The 17,291-nt window shown below is 67.3% G+C and carries 15 protein-coding genes and 1 tRNA gene; 6 read left to right on the top strand and 10 right to left on the bottom strand.

Annotated features, from left to right (window positions below):
- Positions 1–24: 24 nt before the first annotated feature.
- The gene (locus OH799_RS30125) at positions 25–150 is read right to left on the bottom strand and encodes a hypothetical protein (protein ID WP_406271058.1); all 126 of its coding nucleotides are present in this window, start codon (positions 148–150) and stop codon (positions 25–27) included.
- Positions 151–326: 176 nt separating this feature from the next.
- On the opposite strand from OH799_RS30125, the gene OH799_RS30120 reads away from it, so the two are divergent.
- Positions 327–809: a tyrosine-type recombinase/integrase gene (locus tag OH799_RS30120; protein ID WP_406271055.1), complete on the top strand. Its 483-nt coding sequence runs from the start codon at positions 327–329 to the stop codon at positions 807–809.
- Between the two features lie 44 nt (positions 810–853).
- Here the strand turns inward: OH799_RS30120 and OH799_RS30115 are convergent.
- Positions 854–925: transfer RNA gene (locus tag OH799_RS30115), tRNA-Cys, on the bottom strand.
- A gap of 115 nt (positions 926–1,040) precedes the next feature.
- Between OH799_RS30115 and OH799_RS30110 the strand changes: the two genes are divergently transcribed.
- Both OH799_RS30110 and OH799_RS30105 read left to right on the top strand, forming a co-directional pair.
- The gene (locus OH799_RS30110; RefSeq protein WP_406271052.1) at positions 1,041–1,592 is read left to right on the top strand and encodes a MarR family winged helix-turn-helix transcriptional regulator; all 552 of its coding nucleotides are present in this window, start codon (positions 1,041–1,043) and stop codon (positions 1,590–1,592) included.
- A 195-nt stretch (positions 1,593–1,787) separates the two neighbouring features.
- Complete coding sequence (locus OH799_RS30105; RefSeq protein WP_406271050.1) at positions 1,788–2,831, top strand: Hsp70 family protein; 1,044 nt, start codon at positions 1,788–1,790, stop codon at positions 2,829–2,831.
- A 31-nt stretch (positions 2,832–2,862) separates the two neighbouring features.
- Here the strand turns inward: OH799_RS30105 and OH799_RS30100 are convergent, their stop codons facing one another.
- The 6 genes from OH799_RS30100 to OH799_RS30075 form a co-directional block, all read right to left on the bottom strand.
- Positions 2,863–3,690: an enoyl-CoA hydratase gene (locus OH799_RS30100; RefSeq protein ID WP_406271047.1), complete on the bottom strand. Its 828-nt coding sequence runs from the start codon at positions 3,688–3,690 to the stop codon at positions 2,863–2,865.
- Positions 3,691–3,692: 2 nt separating this feature from the next.
- Positions 3,693–4,586: a 3-hydroxyisobutyrate dehydrogenase gene (mmsB, locus tag OH799_RS30095; RefSeq protein WP_406271044.1), complete on the bottom strand. Its 894-nt coding sequence runs from the start codon at positions 4,584–4,586 to the stop codon at positions 3,693–3,695.
- The gene (locus OH799_RS30090) at positions 4,583–5,659 is read right to left on the bottom strand and encodes an enoyl-CoA hydratase/isomerase family protein (protein WP_406282722.1); all 1,077 of its coding nucleotides are present in this window, start codon (positions 5,657–5,659) and stop codon (positions 4,583–4,585) included. Before OH799_RS30090 ends, mmsB begins: the two co-directional genes overlap by 4 nt.
- 44 nt (positions 5,660–5,703) lie before the next feature.
- Positions 5,704–6,843, bottom strand: coding sequence for an isobutyryl-CoA dehydrogenase (locus OH799_RS30085; protein WP_406271041.1), 1,140 nt, complete (start codon positions 6,841–6,843; stop codon positions 5,704–5,706).
- A gap of 3 nt (positions 6,844–6,846) precedes the next feature.
- The gene (locus tag OH799_RS30080; protein WP_406271038.1) at positions 6,847–8,379 is read right to left on the bottom strand and encodes a CoA-acylating methylmalonate-semialdehyde dehydrogenase; all 1,533 of its coding nucleotides are present in this window, start codon (positions 8,377–8,379) and stop codon (positions 6,847–6,849) included.
- Positions 8,380–8,622: 243 nt separating this feature from the next.
- Positions 8,623–9,717, bottom strand: a complete 1,095-nt coding sequence (locus tag OH799_RS30075; protein WP_406271035.1) for a response regulator transcription factor — start codon at positions 9,715–9,717, stop codon at positions 8,623–8,625.
- Between the two features lie 176 nt (positions 9,718–9,893).
- Here OH799_RS30075 and OH799_RS30070 point away from each other — a divergent pair, with 176 nt between their 5' ends.
- Positions 9,894–11,339 (top strand): FAD/NAD(P)-binding protein, encoded by a 1,446-nt coding sequence (locus OH799_RS30070; protein ID WP_406271032.1) that lies wholly within the window; start codon positions 9,894–9,896, stop codon positions 11,337–11,339.
- A gap of 362 nt (positions 11,340–11,701) precedes the next feature.
- Here the strand turns inward: OH799_RS30070 and OH799_RS30065 are convergent, their stop codons facing one another.
- On the bottom strand, positions 11,702–12,655 hold the full coding sequence (locus tag OH799_RS30065; protein WP_406271029.1) for a DUF2157 domain-containing protein: 954 nt from the start codon (positions 12,653–12,655) through the stop codon (positions 11,702–11,704).
- A gap of 213 nt (positions 12,656–12,868) precedes the next feature.
- Here OH799_RS30065 and icmF point away from each other — a divergent pair, with 213 nt between their 5' ends.
- Positions 12,869–16,087, top strand: a complete 3,219-nt coding sequence (gene icmF / locus OH799_RS30060) for a fused isobutyryl-CoA mutase/GTPase IcmF (protein WP_406271027.1) — start codon at positions 12,869–12,871, stop codon at positions 16,085–16,087.
- 20 nt (positions 16,088–16,107) lie between these two features.
- On the opposite strand, the gene OH799_RS30055 is transcribed toward icmF, so the two are convergent.
- Entirely contained in the window at positions 16,108–16,509 is a 402-nt protein-coding gene (locus tag OH799_RS30055; protein ID WP_406271024.1) for a Dabb family protein, read from the bottom strand.
- Positions 16,510–16,620: 111 nt separating this feature from the next.
- Between OH799_RS30055 and OH799_RS30050 the strand changes: the two genes are divergently transcribed.
- Positions 16,621–17,268, top strand: a complete 648-nt coding sequence (locus OH799_RS30050) for a TetR/AcrR family transcriptional regulator (protein ID WP_406271021.1) — start codon at positions 16,621–16,623, stop codon at positions 17,266–17,268.
- Positions 17,269–17,291: the final 23 nt, after the last annotated feature.

Raw genomic sequence — 17,291 nt, 5'->3', positions numbered from 1 at the left:
TTGGCGCGGTTGGCTGAGGTTGGGTCATACAACGCACTCCTGCGCGGCCTGCGCGGCGTGGGCGAACGCGGCTTCGCCGTACTCACCGGCCGCTGGCACACCCCTGCGCCACATCACCGCCAGCCCCACCAAGATCGGCGACATCGTCAAAGCCGCACTTAATGACAGGTAAGCACGGCGGACCGGTCGCGGATCCCGCACAAGCACTTTCTGGCCACAGCGCATCGAGACCGCCCGGCCACGGGCATTCCGTCGTGCCGCCGAAATCAACCGCCGAGCCTTGCTGAGATCATCTCTTTGCTCCCCCGCCGCCTTCGCGTGTCCGGGTGACTTCCCTTCCCCTGCTTCCTCATACTTGCCGCCCTCAGCGGAACTCGGTCGTGTCAAGGGCGCTCTTTCCCTTGACTCGACCGAGTGGAGCGAGACAATCGGCGTATGAGCCGGTCCCGGAAACGTTGGCGAAGGATCTCCAAGACCTCATGGAGGGCCGCGAATTGACTGCACAGCTGTTCCCGAGCGAGAAGGACGGCGGGCTTCTGGAGTACAACGAGTTTCGCCGGGTGTTCAACGAGGCCGCGAACTCGGTCGGGCTTCGAGGTCTGGTGCCGCACGGCTTACGTCATACCGCGGCGTCACTGGCGATCAGTGCCGGGGCGAACATCAAAGTCGTCCAGCGGATGCTCGGCCACAAGACTGCGATGCTCACGCTCGATTTGTACGGTCACCTGTTCCCCGACGACCTGAACGTCGTCGCGGCAGGGATAGAGGCCGGTGCCAGAGCTGCTGCGGACGAATTGCGGACCGCATGACGCAAAATCTGGCTCCGACCTCCCAAAAACAGCCCTGACCATTGAGCGAGCGGCGGGAATCGAACCCGCGTAAACGGCTTTGCAGACCGTTGCCTCAACCACTCAGCCACGCCCGCCTCGCCATAGATAGTGCCCGCGGCGACCGACGCCGCATAGCGTTGCGCTCACGGTGATCCGAAGCCGAGCCGGATGTCGCCGACCGGTGCGCGCCGCGCATGGAATGATCGAAACATGTCTCGGCCACGCCCGCTTCCCCTAGACCCGATCGAGGAGGCCCACCGCCAGTGGGTCGGCCACGGTTGGGGGGACGTCGCCGACGGCATGGCCACGGTGACGTCGCTCGTGCGGGCACAGCAAATCGTGATGGCGCGGGTCGACGAGGCACTGAAACCGACCGGTCTGACGTTCTCCCGCTACGAACTGCTCATGCTGCTCGCCTTCAGCAAGGCCGGCGCGCTGCCGATGGCAAAGGCCAGCGCGCGATTGCAGGTGCACCCCACCAGCGTGACCAACACCGTCGACCGCTTGGAGGGCGCGAAGCTCGTCAAGCGGGTGCCACACCCCAGCGACCGGCGCGCTACCTTGATCGAGATCACCGATGCCGGGAGGGAATTGGTGGCGAAGGCGACCGAAGATCTCAATACCAAGGTCTTCGCGATGCCAGGGCTCCCACCGAATCGGCTGCACACCCTACTGCAGTTGCTAGCGGAATTCCGCCACGCCGCTGGCGATTTCGACACCGGCGAGGGAACGGCGCACTGGTCGGCGACTGGCGCAGAATGAGATGCCATACCGGTCGGTTGCGTAGTGGGTGCAGCCGGATGACGCCCGTCCGCACCCCCACGCAGGGGCCGAGCGAAGGCCGAGGCAGCCGCATCCTGCGATGACACGACCGAGGAGTGCTGGCCGAGCATCCAACTGGCAATTGTCGGGCCCGCCGTCTTGGCAGCGGGAGCGAAAGGGTCCACCATGTAATTCATGGTGCTGGTCTTGGGGGTATCGGCGGGCGCTGGTGGCGCTCGCGCGGTGCTGACGCATTCCGATCAGCCGCATCTACCCCCCATCGATCAGTGTCAGGTGCCTCGACGCGCCGGTGGCGGCATCGAGGAACCGGTCTTCGAGGCGATCCGCCAGATGCACGGAGCCGCCGACCGACGCGACGAGTTGATCTCCGTAATGGCCGTAACCTGCCGTTGTCCGCTACATGCCGACACGATCCGGACGGGCGCGGGCGGCCAGCAGGTCACCATCGTCGACGAACCGCTCGCCCAGCTGCGCTATCTGCGCTTCACCGGCCAACTTCCCGACAGCGGTTCGGTGATCCTCTACGACCTGGGCAGCTCCGGCCTGACCATCACCCACGCCCACTGCCGCACCGACACCATCCTGTCCAGCAAGCGAAGCACGGTGCTCGGTGGCGACGGCTATGACGCGCTGCTGCGCTGGCGACTCGCCCGCGGTGGCGTACTCACCGACAAGCCGACCAGTCGACACCACCGTGAGGAGTTGAGTAGCGCCAGGGTGGTCACGGCCATCGACACCAGCACCGGCGGCCGGGTTGTAGTGACCCGCAGCGACCTAGCCGAACTGTGCGCGGCTAGCATCCATCACTCGGCGTCGTTCGTGCGCCAGATCATCGAGGAGGCCGGGGTCCGGCCCGAGGCCATGGTGTTGCTCGGCGGCTGCACCCGAAACCCCAGCATCCGCGAGGAGCTGGCCGAGCTGGTCGATCTCCCGATCATCTACGACCCGGAGCCGGACTACGTCTCGGCGCGTGGCGCCGTCCTGTTGGCCGCCGAACGACCAGGTGGTGATGTCCGAATGGCCAGGGCCCGGTGCGGCGCCACACTGGTTGCGACCACGGTCGACCGCCGCAAACTCATCGCGGCGGTCGCGGTCACCGTCGCCCTCTGCGCCATCATCGCCGGGCTACTCGCCACGAACAAGGGCTCGAACAGGCCGGAGGAAGGCGCGCCGACGCCGGTCGAAATCATCGCGCCCTCCCCCGGGCCCTTCGGATAACTACGAGCCGACGCGACTCAGTACACGCGCCTCAGCGGTTGGCGAACTTCGCGGGACGCTTCTCCACGAAGGCGCTCATGCCTTCCTTCTGGTCCTCGATCGCGAAGAGCGAGTGGAAGACTCGGCGTTCGAAGCGCAGCCCCTCGGCCAGCGTGGTCTCGAAGGAGCGGTTCACCGCCTCCTTCGCGATCATCGTGACCGGCAGCGACATCGACGAGATTGTCTCGGCGACCTCGAGCGCGGTGTCGAGCAACTCGGCTGCGGGCACGACGCGCGAGACCAGCCCGGCGCGCTCCGCCTCCTCGGCATCCATATTGCGCCCGGTGAGCACCAGATCCATCGCCTTGGCCTTGCCGATCGCGCGGGTCAAGCGCTGCGAGCCGCCGATGCCAGGAATGACGCCGAGCTTGATCTCCGGCTGCCCGAACTTCGCGTTGTCCGCCGCGAGCAGGATGTCGCAGATCATGGCCAGCTCACAGCCGCCGCCGAGCGCGTAACCCGCGACCGCGGCGATGGTGGGCTTACGGAACTGCGCCAGCCGGTCCCAGCGGGCGAAGTAGTCGTTCAGAAACATGTCCATGTACGACTTGGGCTGCATCTCCTTGATGTCGGCGCCCGCCGCGAAGGCCCGCTCCGACCCGGTGATCACGATGGCGCCGACCTCGTCGTCGTGCTCCAGCTCGTCGAGCGCGGCGATGACGTCGTCGAGGACCTGCGCGTTCAGTGCGTTCAGTGCCTTGGGGCGGTTCAGCGTGATCCAGCCGACCCGGCCCTTACGCTCCAGCAGTATCGTCTCGAAGTCGGGCCCTCCCGCCACACGGCCGCCACCACCCACGGAATCGCTTCGCGATGCGTCCATCTTCAGGCATCCTCTTCGTCGGAACGGTTACGGATATCGGTGACGATAGCCGAGAAGTCTCGCCCGGCATCCGTCTGGTTGAAACGGGTGTAGATCTCGGCGGCGAGCAATCCGAGCCGACCGTCGATGTTGTTCTTCCGCAGCGCATTCGCCGCTAGACCGAGGTCCTTTGTCATCAGAGCGGTGGCGAAACCGGGCTGGTAGTCGTTGTTGGCCGGGCTGGTCGGCACCGGGCCGGGAACCGGACAGTAGCTGGTCAGCGCCCAGCTCTGACCGGAGGCGGTGGAGACTACGTCGAAGAAGGACTGATGACCAAGACCCAGCTTCTCGCCGAGCACCAGCGACTCCGACAACGCGATCATAGAGATGCCGAGCAGCATGTTGTTGCAGATCTTCGCTGCCTGGCCGACACCGGAGCCGCCGCAGTGCACCACCTTGCCGCCCATCACCTCGAGCACCGGCAGCGCGGCGGCGAAGTCCTCGGCGCCGCCGCCGACCATGAACGTCAGCGTGCCCGCCGCGGCGCCGGCGACACCGCCGGATACCGGTGCGTCCAGCGCGCGATGGCCGGCGCTGATAGTGAGTTCGGCCGCGGACTTGGCGTCGGCCACATCGACGGTGGAGCAATCGATGAACAGGGTGCCCGGCTTCGCGGCCGGGAGCAGCTCGGCGTACACCTCGAGGACGAGTTTGCCGTTGGGCAGCATGGTGATCACGATGTCGGCGGCGGCCGCCTCCGACGCCGCGCCGACCACGGTGGCTCCGTCCCGCTCGGCTTGGTCCCGCGCTGCGGGCACCGGATCGAAGGCGAGCACCTCGTAGCCTGCCCGCACCAGGTTGGCCGCCATCGGAGCGCCCATGTGGCCGAGGCCTAGAAAACCGATCTTTTCGCTCATTGCGCCACCTCCGGGGCCACCAAACCCAGTTCCAGCTCGCCCAGTTCGGCGAAATATGCGTCTACCTGCGCGTCTGTTACCTCGGCGACAGTCGGAGGCGACCAGCGTGGGTTACGGTCCTTGTCGATCACCTGGGCGCGGATACCCTCGACCAGATCATGCGACGACAGCGACGCGATGGACACGCGGTACTCCTCGTTCAGGACCGCCTCCAGGCTCGGCGCGGTCCGCGCCGCCCGTAACGACCGCAGCGCGACTTTCAGTGCGACCGGCGATTTCGACAGGATCTCGGCAGCGGCCGCCTGCGCCTCGGGTGCTTCGTCAGCTTGCAGGCGCGCGACGATTTCCTCGACCGTGTCGGTGCGGTAGCAGGCGTCGATCCAATCCGACCTCGCTGCCAGCGCGGATTCCGGTGCGTCCGTGGCGAATTTGGCGATCGCGATATCGGCGCTCTCGCTGCGCAAAGTCTCCAGCAGGGCTGGCAGATGTTCGGAGGCGACGAAATAATCGGCGAAGCCCGCCGCGATGGCATCGCCCGCGTTCATCCGCGCGGTCGTCAGCGCGACATGCGTGCCGATCTCGCCTGGGGTGCGAGCGAGCAGATAGGTGCCGCCGACGTCCGGGACGAAGCCGATGCCCACCTCCGGCATGCCGATCGTGGATCGTTCGGTGACGATGCGGTGACTGCCGTGCCCGGAGAGGCCGACCCCGCCGCCCATCACGATGCCGTCCATCACCACCACGTAGGGCTTCGGGTAGCGGCCGATCAGCGCGTTGAGTACATACTCGTCGCGCCAGAACCGACCGGTCGCCGAATCAGCGGTGGTGGCACCGCTTTTCGCGTCGTCGTGAATGGCGACGATGTCGCCGCCCGCACACAGACCGCGTACGCCCGCACCAGTGACGACTACGGTGCGTACCGCGTGGTCGTCCACCCAAGCCCGCAGCGCTTCCGTAATAGCGAGAGCCATAGAATGGTTCAGCGCGTTGATAGCCTTCGGCCGGTTCAGCGTGATGAGGCCGAGCCCGTCGCGCCGCTCGATCAGAACCTCCGGCTCGCTCGGCTCCACCATGACCGAGTACTCGGCTGTGTTCATTGTTCGCTCGCTGCGCTCGCTCATGCCGCTCCTACCACCGAGCGGGCGACAACCACCCGCATGATTTCGTTGGTGCCCTCGAGGATCTGGTGCACCCGCAAATCCCGGACGATCTTCTCCAGACCGTACTCGGCCAGGTAGCCGTAGCCGCCGTGCAGCTGAAGTGCCTTGTTGGCCACCTCGAAACCGGCGTCGGTGGCGAATCGCTTCGCCATTGCGCACAGCTCGACCTTGTCCGGCGCGTCGGCGTCCAGCGCCGACGCGGCCCGCCACAACAGCGTTCGAGCGGCCTCCAACTCGGTACGCATGTCGGCGAGTTCGAATTGCAGCGCCTGATTCTTCAGCAGCGGCACCCCGAACGCGCGCCGCTCGGCCAGATACGGCACCGTTTTATCCAGCGCCGCTTGGGCGCCGCCGACCGAACAGGCGGCGATGTTGAGCCGACCGCCGTTGAGCCCGTTCATCGCGATGCGGAAGCCGTCGCCCTCCGCGCCGAGCAGGTTTGCCGCCGGAATCCTGGCGTCGGTGAAGATCACCTGGCGGGTCGGCTGGGCGTTCCACCCCATCTTCTTCTCGTTGGCTCCGAAGGAGACGCCCGGAGTGTCGGCGGGCACGATGAACGCCGAGATCCCCCGCGCCCCCGCAATCCCGGTACGTGCCATGACGACGTAGACGTCGGTGGCGCCCGCGCCGGAGATGAACTGTTTTGTACCGTTGAAGATGTAGTCGTCGCCGTCGCGAACGGCTCTGGTGCTCAAGGCCGCCGCGTCCGAGCCGACGCCCGGCTCGGTCAGCGCGTAGCTGGCCAGCAGTTCCATCGTGGTCAGCCGCGGTAGCCAGCGGCTGCGCTGTTCGTCGTTGCCGTAGCTGTCGATCATCCACGCCGCCATGTTGTGAATGGAGATGTAGGCGGCGATGGCCGGGCAACCGGTAGCCAGCTGCTCGAAGATCCGCACGGCGTCGAGCCTGCGCAGACCCGAGCCGCCCATGTCCTCACGCACGTAGATGCCGCCGAGACCGAGCGGTCCCGCCTTGCGCAGCACGTCGACCGGGAAGTGCTTCTGCTCGTCCCATTCCAGCGCGTTCGGGGCGAGGAATTCGTCGGCGAAACCGCGTGCGGTGTCGCGGATCGCCTTCTCGTCGTCGTCTAGAAGGAACATTCGTCAGTCCATCGTCGGTATGACAAAGGCGTTGGGCGCGGAGCCTGCGACGCGCTCTACCGGCACGGCTCTCCGCACGCTCGAAGGCCAACGCTGGGTCACCGTTTTGGTCTTGGTGTAGAAACGGATGGAGTCCGGACCGTGCTGGTTCAGATCACCGAAGCCGGAACGCTTCCAGCCGCCGAAGGTGTAGTACGCGATCGGAACCGGGATCGGGACGTTGATGCCGACCATGCCGACTTGCACGCGCGCGGCGAAGTCACGGGCGGTATCGCCATCGCTGGTGAAGATCGCGACACCGTTGCCGTACTCGTGCTCGTTGGCCAGTCGCAGCCCCTCCTCGTAGTCCTTGGCGCGGACCACGGTGAGCACCGGACCGAAGATCTCCTCACGGTAGATCCGCATCGCCGGGGTGACCTTGTCGAACAGCGTCGCGCCGACGAAGTAGCCGTCCTCGGCGCCCTGCACCACCAGTCCGCGTCCGTCTACCACCAGCTCCGCGCCCTCATCGATGCCGACCTGGACGTAGTTGTTCACCCGGTTCACGCCGTCCTGGCCGACCAGCGGGCCGTAGTCGGCGCCGGGGTCGTCGGAACGACCGACGTTCAGCTTGTGCACCCGCTCGGTCAGCTTGGCGACGAGGCGGTCCGCGGTCTCCTCGCCGACCGGGACGGCCACCGAAATGGCCATGCAGCGCTCGCCCGCGGAACCGTAACCGGCGCCGATCAGCTGATCGGCGACGTCGTCGAGGTCGGCGTCCGGCATCACGATCGCGTGGTTCTTCGCGCCGCCGAAGCACTGGGCGCGCTTGCCGTTAGCGCTCGCGGTCTCGTAGATGTACTGCGCGATCGGGGTGGAGCCGACGAAGCCGACCGCTTTGATCCGCGGATCGTGCAGCAGTGTGTCGACGGCTTCCTTGTCCCCGTTGACCACGTTGAACACACCGGCCGGCAGACCGGCCTCGAGGAACAACTCGGCCAGCCGTAGCGGCACGGAGGGGTCTCGCTCGGACGGCTTGAGCACGAATGCGTTGCCGGTGGCCAACGCGGGACCGGCCTTCCACAGCGGGATCATGGCCGGAAAATTGAACGGTGTGATGCCCGCGACGACGCCGAGCGGCTGACGCATCGAGTAGACGTCGATGCCGGTGCCCGCCCCCTCGGTGTACTCGCCCTTGAGCAGGTGCGGAATGCCGGTGGCGAATTCGACGACCTCGAGACCGCGTTGGATGTCGCCCTTGGCGTCGGCGATGGTCTTGCCGTGCTCGGACGACAGCAGGGCGGCGAGCGAATCCATTTCCTCCTGCACCAGGGTGAGGAACTTCATCAGCACGCGCGCCCGCTTCTGCGGGTTGAACGCGGCCCACTCCGGCTGCGCCGCCTCGGCATTGGCGATGACCGCCTCCACCTCGGACTTGCTCGCCAGCGGCACCCGCGCCTGCACCTGACCGAGGTTGGGGTCGAAGACGTCACCGAAGTTTCCGGATGTGCCGAGCACATGCTGTCCGCCGATGAAATGAGTGAGCTCGCGAACCATGCCAGTCCTGTTCTGTAGCGGATCGGGACACCGCCATGCGGTATGCGGTATGCGGTCATCCTATAGTTGGATGTCCAAGTATTTGCAGGCCGTCCAGAGCGATGTGATTCATCCCACGCCTAGCCAATTTATCCCTGGTGGGACGCTGCCGACGCAACCGCTGATCCTCCCACTTTGGGGCTGGGGCCACGTTCGGGAGAAGACCCCGGGCCAGGAAGCTCGGCGACCGGCGTTCCTGACCGGTCAGACGCGGCCGTAGGCGGTGGCGCCTGGGCGGTTGCGCAGGGGCCAGTAGTTCTCGGTGAACAGGCGGGCCACCAGTTCGCCGCGGCTGGAGACCTCGGTCTTGTCGAAGATCGCCCTGATGTGGTCGCGGACCGTGTGCGCCGAGATGAACAGCGCGGCGGCGATCTCGGTGGTGGCCAGGCCGCGCGCGATGTGCTGGGTGATCTCCAGTTCGCGGCGCGAGAGGCCGTAGGCCTCGGCGATGATCGGCGCCATGTCGGAGGCGGGGGCGGGCTCGATGATGAGCGCCGTCGGGCCGGGGAGCCCGTCGGGGCCGCTGAGGCATGAGGCGTGGCAGGCGATCCAGCCGCCGTCGCGGGTGCGAATGCGCACCCGCGCGGTCCGACCGTCGCGCTCGGACGCGACCGCCCGCGCCTGGACGGCCGTCCCGACAACCCAGATGGGGAGGCGGACGCCGAGGGCCGACGGCTCGGACGGCCCGTCCGGCAGCAGCGCGAGGTAGTGCCGGGCCTCCTGGTTGATCGATGTGGCCGTCCCGTCCGGGGTGAAGAGGATCATGCCCGGCGCGGACGTCCCGGCAAGCGCCGGGGCGGCGGACGGGCGGGCGAAGGAGCGCAGCCGCGCGCCGAGTGACGCGGACATGGCCGCGACCAGATCGATCTCGGCCTGGCCAAACGGTTCGCGTCCGGCGTTCCGGAACAGGCTGACCACGCCCCACGGCTTGTTGCCCGCGCGCAGCACCGCCCGGAGCTCGTCCATCAGGCCCTGGCCGCGGAGCCGCCGGTACTGCGCGCTGCGCCCGGGCAGGTCACCGGTGTTCCACCGCAGTGCGCCGGCAGGGGTGGTGGAGCGGGCCAGTTCGCGGAAGGGGATGACGGTCTCCTCCAGCAGCTCGCACTCCCAGTACGCGTAGCACTGCGTTCCGCCGTCGAGGTTCTGCACCCACATCGGCGCGGTCACCAGCCCGGTCTCCGGGTCGGTGGTCGACCACGCCGCCGCGTCGAAGATGACGCGCTCGCGGAGCCGGGCGGAGACCCGGGTGAAGAGGTCGAGGGAATCGGCCGCCTGTGTGATCGGGTCGTGGCGCGCCATCCGGTCTCCCTTCCGAACTGTTGATCACTCCAGTCTGCATCGAAGAGCGCCGTCCCCCTACCCCTCGTTTGAGGGGTTCGCCCTCTCGCGGCACCCCGTTCGCGCGGGATGGGGACGCGCGGGGGGCGGCGGCAAGAATCGTGATGAGACGACCAAGGACTTCTGGAGGACGACATATGGAGATCGGAATCATCGGCGCGGGAGCATCCACGGTGGCGCTGCTGGATGCGCTCGCCACTCTCGCGGAGGGGCCCGGCGCGGTCACGGTCTTCGAGCCGTCGCCGCATCTGTGGCGCGGGCGCGCCTTCGGGCCCGACCTGGAGTCGGTGCTGGTCAACGTCCCGCCAATGATCAGTTCTGCCCGGCACGGCGATCCCGCACACTACGCCCGGTGGCTCGCGGGCCGGGAGGCCACTCATCTTGATCGCCGGTTCGGGGTTCCGATCGTCCCGCGCGGGGTGTACGGCGGCTACCTGGAGCAGACCGCCGAGTCCGCTCTGGCCCGCCTGCGCGAGCTCGGGTGGCGGACCGACGTAGTAGACGAGCGCGTGACCGGGGTCTCCCCGTCGGACCGGCCCGCCCTTCTCACCGGCGCCGGACGGCGTCACACGGTCGACATCGCGGTGCTGGCCGTGGGAAGCGGCGCGCCGCAGGACCACTACGGGCTGAGCGGCAGCCCGGGATTCATCCGCGACCCCTACCCGCTGTCGTCCACTCTTGACGACGTCGCGCCCGAACAGGACGTCGCCATCGTCGGCAGCGGCCTGACGGCGGTCGACATCGTCGTTTCACTGGCGGCGCGCGGCCACGCGGGTCGGATCAGCCTGCTGTCGCGTGGCGGGGTGCTGCCGGCCGTCTGGCAGCGCCCCGTGAAAGCCGAGCTGAAGCATCTGACGGCCGGCCGGCTGACGGCCCTCGCCCGTGAGCACGGCGAGCTCACCCTCGGCCACGTGCGGTCACTGCTGGACGCCGAGCTGGGGCAGGACATGGGCGAGCTCGCCGAGGAGGTGCGGGCGACGCCCTCGGAGGATCCGGTCGAGCGGTTGCGGCGGCAGCTTTCGCTGATCGACTCACCCAACATGAGCCGCCGCGTCCTCCAGCAGGCCATGCATACCCTCGGCAGGTCTGCCTGGCGCCTGCTGCGCGAGGCCGACCAGGACGTGCTGCGGGACGAGCACTTCCGCACGATCGCGAGTCTCAGCTACCCGATGGTGCCCGGCAACGCCGCCACCATGCTGGAGCTCCTGGACGCGGGGCAGCTGGCCGTGGTCCCCGGTGTGCGGAAGATCGAGGCCGGGGAGGGCGGCTTCCGGGTCTTCGCCGACGGGGACGTCCGGGGCGCCGACGTCGTCATCAACGCCGTAAATCCGCCGCCGCACTCGATCCCCGAGAGCACCAGCGCGCTGGTCTCGTCGATGCTCGCGGGCGGGGCGGCCGAGCTCCACGCGGACGGCGGGCTGAACGTCGAGCCCGCGACCGGGCGGCTGACGGTGTCCGGTCAGGCCGACCCCCAGCTGTACGCCGTGGGTGACCTCGCCGGGGGAGGGATGTTCATCACCACGAGCATCCCGGGCCTGGCCGCGTGTGCCGAGGCGGCCGCCCGGGCGATCCTCGCGGGCTGACGGCAGGGGCCGGTCCGGCGCCCACCGGCGTCGAAACGGCCCCTGAGCGCGATCGTCAGGGCACATCGACCCAGTCGAGGTGCGGGTGTGACGGCCTTCTTCCAGACCCTTGTAGCCGGTGGTGCGCTGCTCGTCGGTCCACTTCGGCGACCAGCGCAAGGTCAAATCCTCACGCTCAGTGGAAGCCGTTCGCGACGTCCAGCGACGCATGATGTCCTTCGGCCCGCATCCCCTGATCACCGATTTCAACGAGCATGCTCGCACGCTCCTCGTGCCTTGACATCCGCATACCCCGGACGAGTGGCACATGGCTGCGGCAAAACGCGAGCAGGCCCTCTGTGGTGTGCCACTCGTCGAGCTGGCTAGCTGGGCTTCTTCTGCGACCGCGTGAGCTGGAACGTGCCGAGGGCGAGCATGATCGCGCCGATCGCCACGACCACGGCCGCCGCGCCGAGCGCGTCGTCGGTCCATTCGGAGACCGCCTCGCCCGCGGCCAATGCGATCGACACTCCACCACCGATGACGAGCACCACCGATCGATCGCTCGCATACAGCGCGAAGCAGACGAGCGCGATCAGCGCCGTGGGCCCATAGGTCCAGGTCCGACCCGCGACGTCGATGCTTTGCGCGGCCGCCACAGAGGTGACGATCGCAATCAGGTATCCGGTCCGGTTTTCGAGCAAAGCGCCGATTCTGGTCAGACCGAACCACGCGCCACCGAGCAGCAGCACGGCTACGCTGCCCCACGCGTCGTCGAGGTGGAACACATCGGTGAGCATCCCCGCGACGGCCGCAGGCACAAAGCAGGCGCAGACGAGCATGCCGAGCACCGAAGGCAGCGCGAGGTAGCCGAGCACCGCCACCACCGCCCCCGCCGCGCACGCGAAAACCCAAGCAGCCTCGGCAGTTCCGTCCTCGAGTGCGGTGCCGATGGCCGCGGCGAGCGCGACGGACGCAAGGGCGAACAGCACCGTCGCAAGCCTGGCGCGCGGGCTGTGCGCGCTCGGACGGGTGAACAGCGCACCGGCGAGCAGGATTCCGCCGAACAGGAGGCCGGCCGCGACGACGGCGAGTACACCCACCCGCACCGGTCGGCCGAGGTCCTGCCAGGACGAGGCCAGCACCAGAAAAATCCCGCCGAATAGCAGACCGGCCCCGAGATAAGCCGCGATCTCGGCGATCACCTTCCCGCGCGTCAACACCGACGCGCGTTCGACAGTAAGCGCCGCGAGCACTGCGTCGGCCTGTTCTCGAGACAGCACACCGTCCGCGACCAGCCGCCCTACCGCGGCCGCCGCCCTGTCGTCGCTCACCACTCGCCCAGTATGCGGTGTTTGGTTTTGCAGCGCTGTGTTTGATTTGCAGCGCCTGCGGCGCTGCGTGTTCGCGGCTGCGTTGTATGCCGCGGCGTATTCGCGATGCGAGGTCAACCGGTATTGCCCGCCTCGTCTGGCGATGTGATTGTCATCACCGTAGAATTAGTTTGACGTCCTATTATCGGGCGGCATTCAACTCGCCGGAGGAATCCTGTGGCCGACCGCATCGCGCTCCACACGCCGACCCACCCCGTTCGCTTCGTCACCTCCGCCGCCCTGTTCGACGGGCACGACGCGGCGATCAACATCATGCGCCGCATCCTGCAGAACCAAGGCGCGGAGGTGATTCACCTCGGCCACAATCGCGCGGTCAGCGAAGTGGTCGATGCGGTACTCACCGAAGACGTACAGGGTGTCGCGGTCAGCTCCTACCAGGGTGGGCACGTCGAGTACTTCGAATATCTGGCCGACGCACTGAAAAAGGCCGGAGCGGAGCATGTCCGGATATTCGGCGGCGGCGGTGGCGTGATCGTCGCCGACGAGATCGCACGTCTGGCCGAATCCGGCGTGACCATCTTCTCCCCCGAGGACGGACAGCGCCTCGGCCTACCCGGCATGATCAATCGGCTGATCCGCGCCTGCGACGTCGATCCTGCCGCCGACCCACCGGTGCTGGACGCGGTGCTCGCCGGTGAGCGCGCCGCCTTGGCCCGTGCCATCACCTGCCTACAACAGGACACGCTGCCGGAAGCCGACCGGCAGACACTGACCTCGGCCGCGGCGGCGCGGACCGTACCGGTGCTCGGCATCACCGGTACCGGCGGATCCGGAAAGTCCTCGCTCACCGACGAATTGGTGCGCAGGCTGCGCTCGGATCAACAGGACAAACTGCGGGTCGCGATCCTCGCGGTAGATCCGACCCGGCGGCGCGGCGGCGGTGCGCTGCTCGGCGACCGCATCCGGATGAACGCACTCGACGGCGAACACATCTTCTTCCGCTCACTGGCCACCCGCGGTGGACGGGAATTGCCGGACAACATCGACCTGATCGTGACCGCCTGCAAGGCAGCGGGATACGACCTCGTCATCCTGGAGACACCTGGCATCGGCCAGGGCGACGCCGCCGTGACCGACCACGTCGACGTGTCGATGTACGTCATGACACCTGAGTTCGGCGCCGCCTCCCAGCTCGAGAAGATCGACATGCTCGATTACGCGGACGTGGTGGTGATCAACAAATTCGAGCGCCGCGGGGCCGCGGACGCGCTGCGTGACGTCGCCCGGCAGTTGATCCGAAATCGAGAAGAGTTCGGCGCGGACCCGGAGGACATGCCCGTCTTCGGCACCAGCGCGGCGACGTTCAACGACGACGGAGTGACCGCCCTCTACCAGCACCTGACCGGCTTGCTCGTGGGCCGCGGCCTGAGACTGGAGCCTGGTGTGCTGCCCAGGGTGAATACCCGCACCTCCACCCGCTTCGCCCAGATCATCCCGCCCGCGCGCGTGCGCTACCTGGCCGAGGTCGCCGAGACCGTCCGCGCCTACCACGCCGAGACCGCTACCCAGATCCTCGCCGCGCAACGCCTGCAACGATTCGAACAGGTGGCGGCGGAATTGCCGGACGACACCGCCGTTGCCGAATTGGCCGAACGCGCCCGCGCCGATCTCACCCCGGCGAATGCCGCGCTCCTGGCCGAGTGGCCCGCGCTGGCCGAGTCCTACCGCGGAGACGAACAGGTTGTGCGTGTGCGCCTCCGCGAAATCCACACCCCGCTGCGCAGGGAAACACTGTCCGGCAATTCGATTCCGCGAGTCGCGCTGCCCCGATACACCGATCACGGTGAGCTGCTGCGATTCCTCCGCGCCGAGCACCTGCCCGGACGATTCCCGTTCACGGCGGGGGTGTTCCCGTTCAAGCGGGACAACGAGGATCCGGCGCGTATGTTCGCGGGCGAGGGCGATCCGTTCCGCACCAATCGCCGCTTCAAGGTGCTCAGCGAGCATTCCGACGCGAAAAGGCTGTCCACCGCGTTCGACTCGGTAACGCTCTACGGTCACGATCCCGCCGAGCGCCCCGATATCTACGGCAAGGTCGGCACGTCCGGGGTGTCGATCGCCTCGCTCGACGACATGAAGGCCCTCTACGACGGCTTCGATCTGACCTCACCGACCACTTCGGTGTCGATGACCATCAACGGACCGGCGCCGACCATCCTGGCGTACTTCCTCAACACAGCCATCGACCAGGCGCTGGACCGCTTCGCGGTCGCGGAGGGAAGGGAGCCGACCGACGAGGAAGCGGCGGACATCCGCGCGCAGGCGCTCGCCACGGTGCGCGGCACGGTGCAAGCCGACATCCTCAAAGAGGACCAGGGCCAGAACACCTGCATCTTCTCCACAGAATTCAGTCTGCGCATGATGGCCGACATCCAGGAGTGGTTCGTGCGCAACGGGGTTCGCAACTTCTATTCGGTGTCGATTTCCGGCTACCACATCGCCGAGGCCGGCGCGAACCCGATCAGTCAGCTGGCCTTCACCTTGGCCAACGGATTCACCTATGTGGAGGCGTATCTCGCGCGCGGCATGCGGATCGACGAATTCGCACCGAGCCTGTCGTTCTTCTTCTCCAACGGCATGGACCCGGAGTACTCGGTCATCGGCCGGGTGGCCCGGCGCATCTGGTCCGTCGCCATGCGTGATCACTACGGCGCCGACGAGCGGTCGCAAAAGCTCAAGTACCACATCCAGACCTCCGGCCGCTCACTGCACGCGCAGGAGATGAGCTTCAACGACATCCGCACCACCTTGCAGGCGCTGATCGCGATCTACGACAACTGCAACAGCCTGCACACCAACGCCTACGACGAGGCGGTGACCACCCCGACCGAGGAATCGGTGCGCCGCGCGCTGGCCATCCAGCTCATCATCAACCGCGAGTGGGGCGTCGCGATGAACGAGAATCCGCTGCAGGGCAGCTTTCTCGTCGAGGAGCTCACCGACCTGGTCGAAGAGGCCGTGCTGGCCGAGTTCGACCGGATCAGCGAACGTGGTGGCGTGCTCGGCGCCATGGAGACCGGCTACCAGCGCGGCAAGATCCAGGACGAGTCGATGCGCTATGAACAGCGCAAGCACGACGGCTCGCTGCCGATCATCGGCGTGAACACCTTCCGCAGCCCGCACGGCGAGCCGCACCGGGAAATGGAGCTGGCGCGCGGCACCGAGGCGGAGAGGCAGTCCCAGCTTGCGCGGGTCCGCGAGTTCCAGCATCGGCACCGCGATGCCGCCCATGCCGCCCTTGCCCGCCTCGATGCCGTCGCCCGTACCGACGACAACATCTTCGAGGTGCTGATGGACGCCGCCCGTGTGTGCACGCTGCAGCAGATCACCGACGCGTTCTTCACTGTCGGCGGGCAGTATCGCCGCAACGTGTGAGGCCCGAAAGGGCTGAGCCGTCAGAAGATCCGTACCTCGGGGACGGTATCCATCAGCTGAGCCCACTCCGGGTACGCGGCGAGCTTCGCCTCGTGCAACGCCATGATCTTGTCGCGCAGCTCGGGATCGGAATCGTCGGCTACGTCGGGACCGATCGCGATCTTCGCGACGTGCGGGATGATCCGTGGATCGCCGTCCAGGTGGACCGGGTCGTGCAGGTAACGCTCCAGCGCCGCCAGATCTTCGATGCCGACGCAGTAGGCGTGGGTCAGCCCCTCGGACGCGTCGCCCAGGTTTTGGCCGACCGTCGAGAACGACACCGACTCGACCGACGCGGTGCGCCGCATCGTCGCGAGTACCTCGGCCTTCTGCTCCTCGGTCGTCTCCTCGTGGAAGCCGAAGCGCAACAGGTGAACGATCATGAACTCCTCCTGAAATGAACTGACGAGTTCAATCTAGAGAACTGACTGGTTGTTTTACAAGAGTGAACGGGTAAGTTCATTTCTGGATTCCGAAAGCGCTAGCATGCAGGGGTGACGGGAACAACGGCGGCGCGGGGCCGCATCGACAAGCGGCAGGCGATCCTGGATGTCGCGTTCACCGTCTTCGCCCGTCGCGGCTACGACAAGGCCTGCGTGCAGGAGATCGCCGACGAAGCCGGTGTCGCCAAGCCGACGGTCTACAACCACCTCACCGACAAGCAGACGCTGTTCGAGCACGCGGTACTGGCCGCGGCCGACGCGGTGGCCGCGCAGACCCTCGCGATCGTGGAGGAACTGCGCGAGCCAGGCGACGATCTCGCGCCGATCCTGACCGACGTGGCGTACCGGCTGCTCGAGGTGTGCGCAAGCGATCGCTCCCGCGCGCTGCGCTCCCTCACCTATGCCCAGCTCGCGGCGTTCCCCGACCTCGTCGACACCGTTCTCACCCGCACCTCGCGGAACATCGCCGAGGCGATGGCCGATCGGCTGGCCCGGCTCGCACTCGCGGGCAAGCTGCGCGTCACCGAACCGGCCGAGGCCGCCGAGCAACTGCTCGCCCTGCTCACCGCCCCGTTGGAGGCACGCTCGCGCCTCGGCACCCGGGCGGTACCGGAGGCGGAACTCCGTGACATCGCCGAATCCGCGATCCGCACCTTCCTGTCCGCGTATGGGTGCGCGACAGGGCGTGTGAGGGAGTAACACGGTCGAACCTTCAACCTGGC

The organism is Nocardia sp. NBC_00881 (assembly GCF_045207455.1).
In the GTDB taxonomy this organism is placed as follows: Bacteria; Actinomycetota; Actinomycetes; order Mycobacteriales; family Mycobacteriaceae; genus Nocardia.
The sequence above is the reverse complement of the archived record's forward strand: the minus strand, read 5'-3'. Positions and strand labels throughout refer to the sequence as shown.

Excerpts from the sequence above, each read along its gene's own strand:
- OH799_RS30100 (WP_406271047.1), bottom strand. The coding sequence starts at position 3,690 with ATGGACGCATCGCGAAGCGATTCCGTGGGTGGTGGCGGCCGTGTGGCG.
- mmsB (WP_406271044.1), bottom strand. The coding sequence starts at position 4,586 with ATGAGCGAAAAGATCGGTTTTCTAGGCCTCGGCCACATGGGCGCTCCG.
- OH799_RS30105 (WP_406271050.1), top strand. The coding sequence starts at position 1,788 with ATGGTGCTGGTCTTGGGGGTATCGGCGGGCGCTGGTGGCGCTCGCGCG.
- OH799_RS30085 (WP_406271041.1), bottom strand. The coding sequence starts at position 6,843 with ATGTTCCTTCTAGACGACGACGAGAAGGCGATCCGCGACACCGCACGC.
- OH799_RS30090 (WP_406282722.1), bottom strand. The coding sequence starts at position 5,659 with ATGGTGGAGCCGAGCGAGCCGGAGGTTCTGATCGAGCGGCGCGACGGG.
- OH799_RS30075 (WP_406271035.1), bottom strand. The coding sequence starts at position 9,717 with ATGGCGCGCCACGACCCGATCACACAGGCGGCCGATTCCCTCGACCTC.
- OH799_RS30070 (WP_406271032.1), top strand. The coding sequence starts at position 9,894 with ATGGAGATCGGAATCATCGGCGCGGGAGCATCCACGGTGGCGCTGCTG.
- OH799_RS30110 (WP_406271052.1), top strand. The coding sequence starts at position 1,041 with ATGTCTCGGCCACGCCCGCTTCCCCTAGACCCGATCGAGGAGGCCCAC.
- OH799_RS30080 (WP_406271038.1), bottom strand. The coding sequence starts at position 8,379 with ATGGTTCGCGAGCTCACTCATTTCATCGGCGGACAGCATGTGCTCGGC.
- OH799_RS30055 (WP_406271024.1), bottom strand. The coding sequence starts at position 16,509 with ATGATCGTTCACCTGTTGCGCTTCGGCTTCCACGAGGAGACGACCGAG.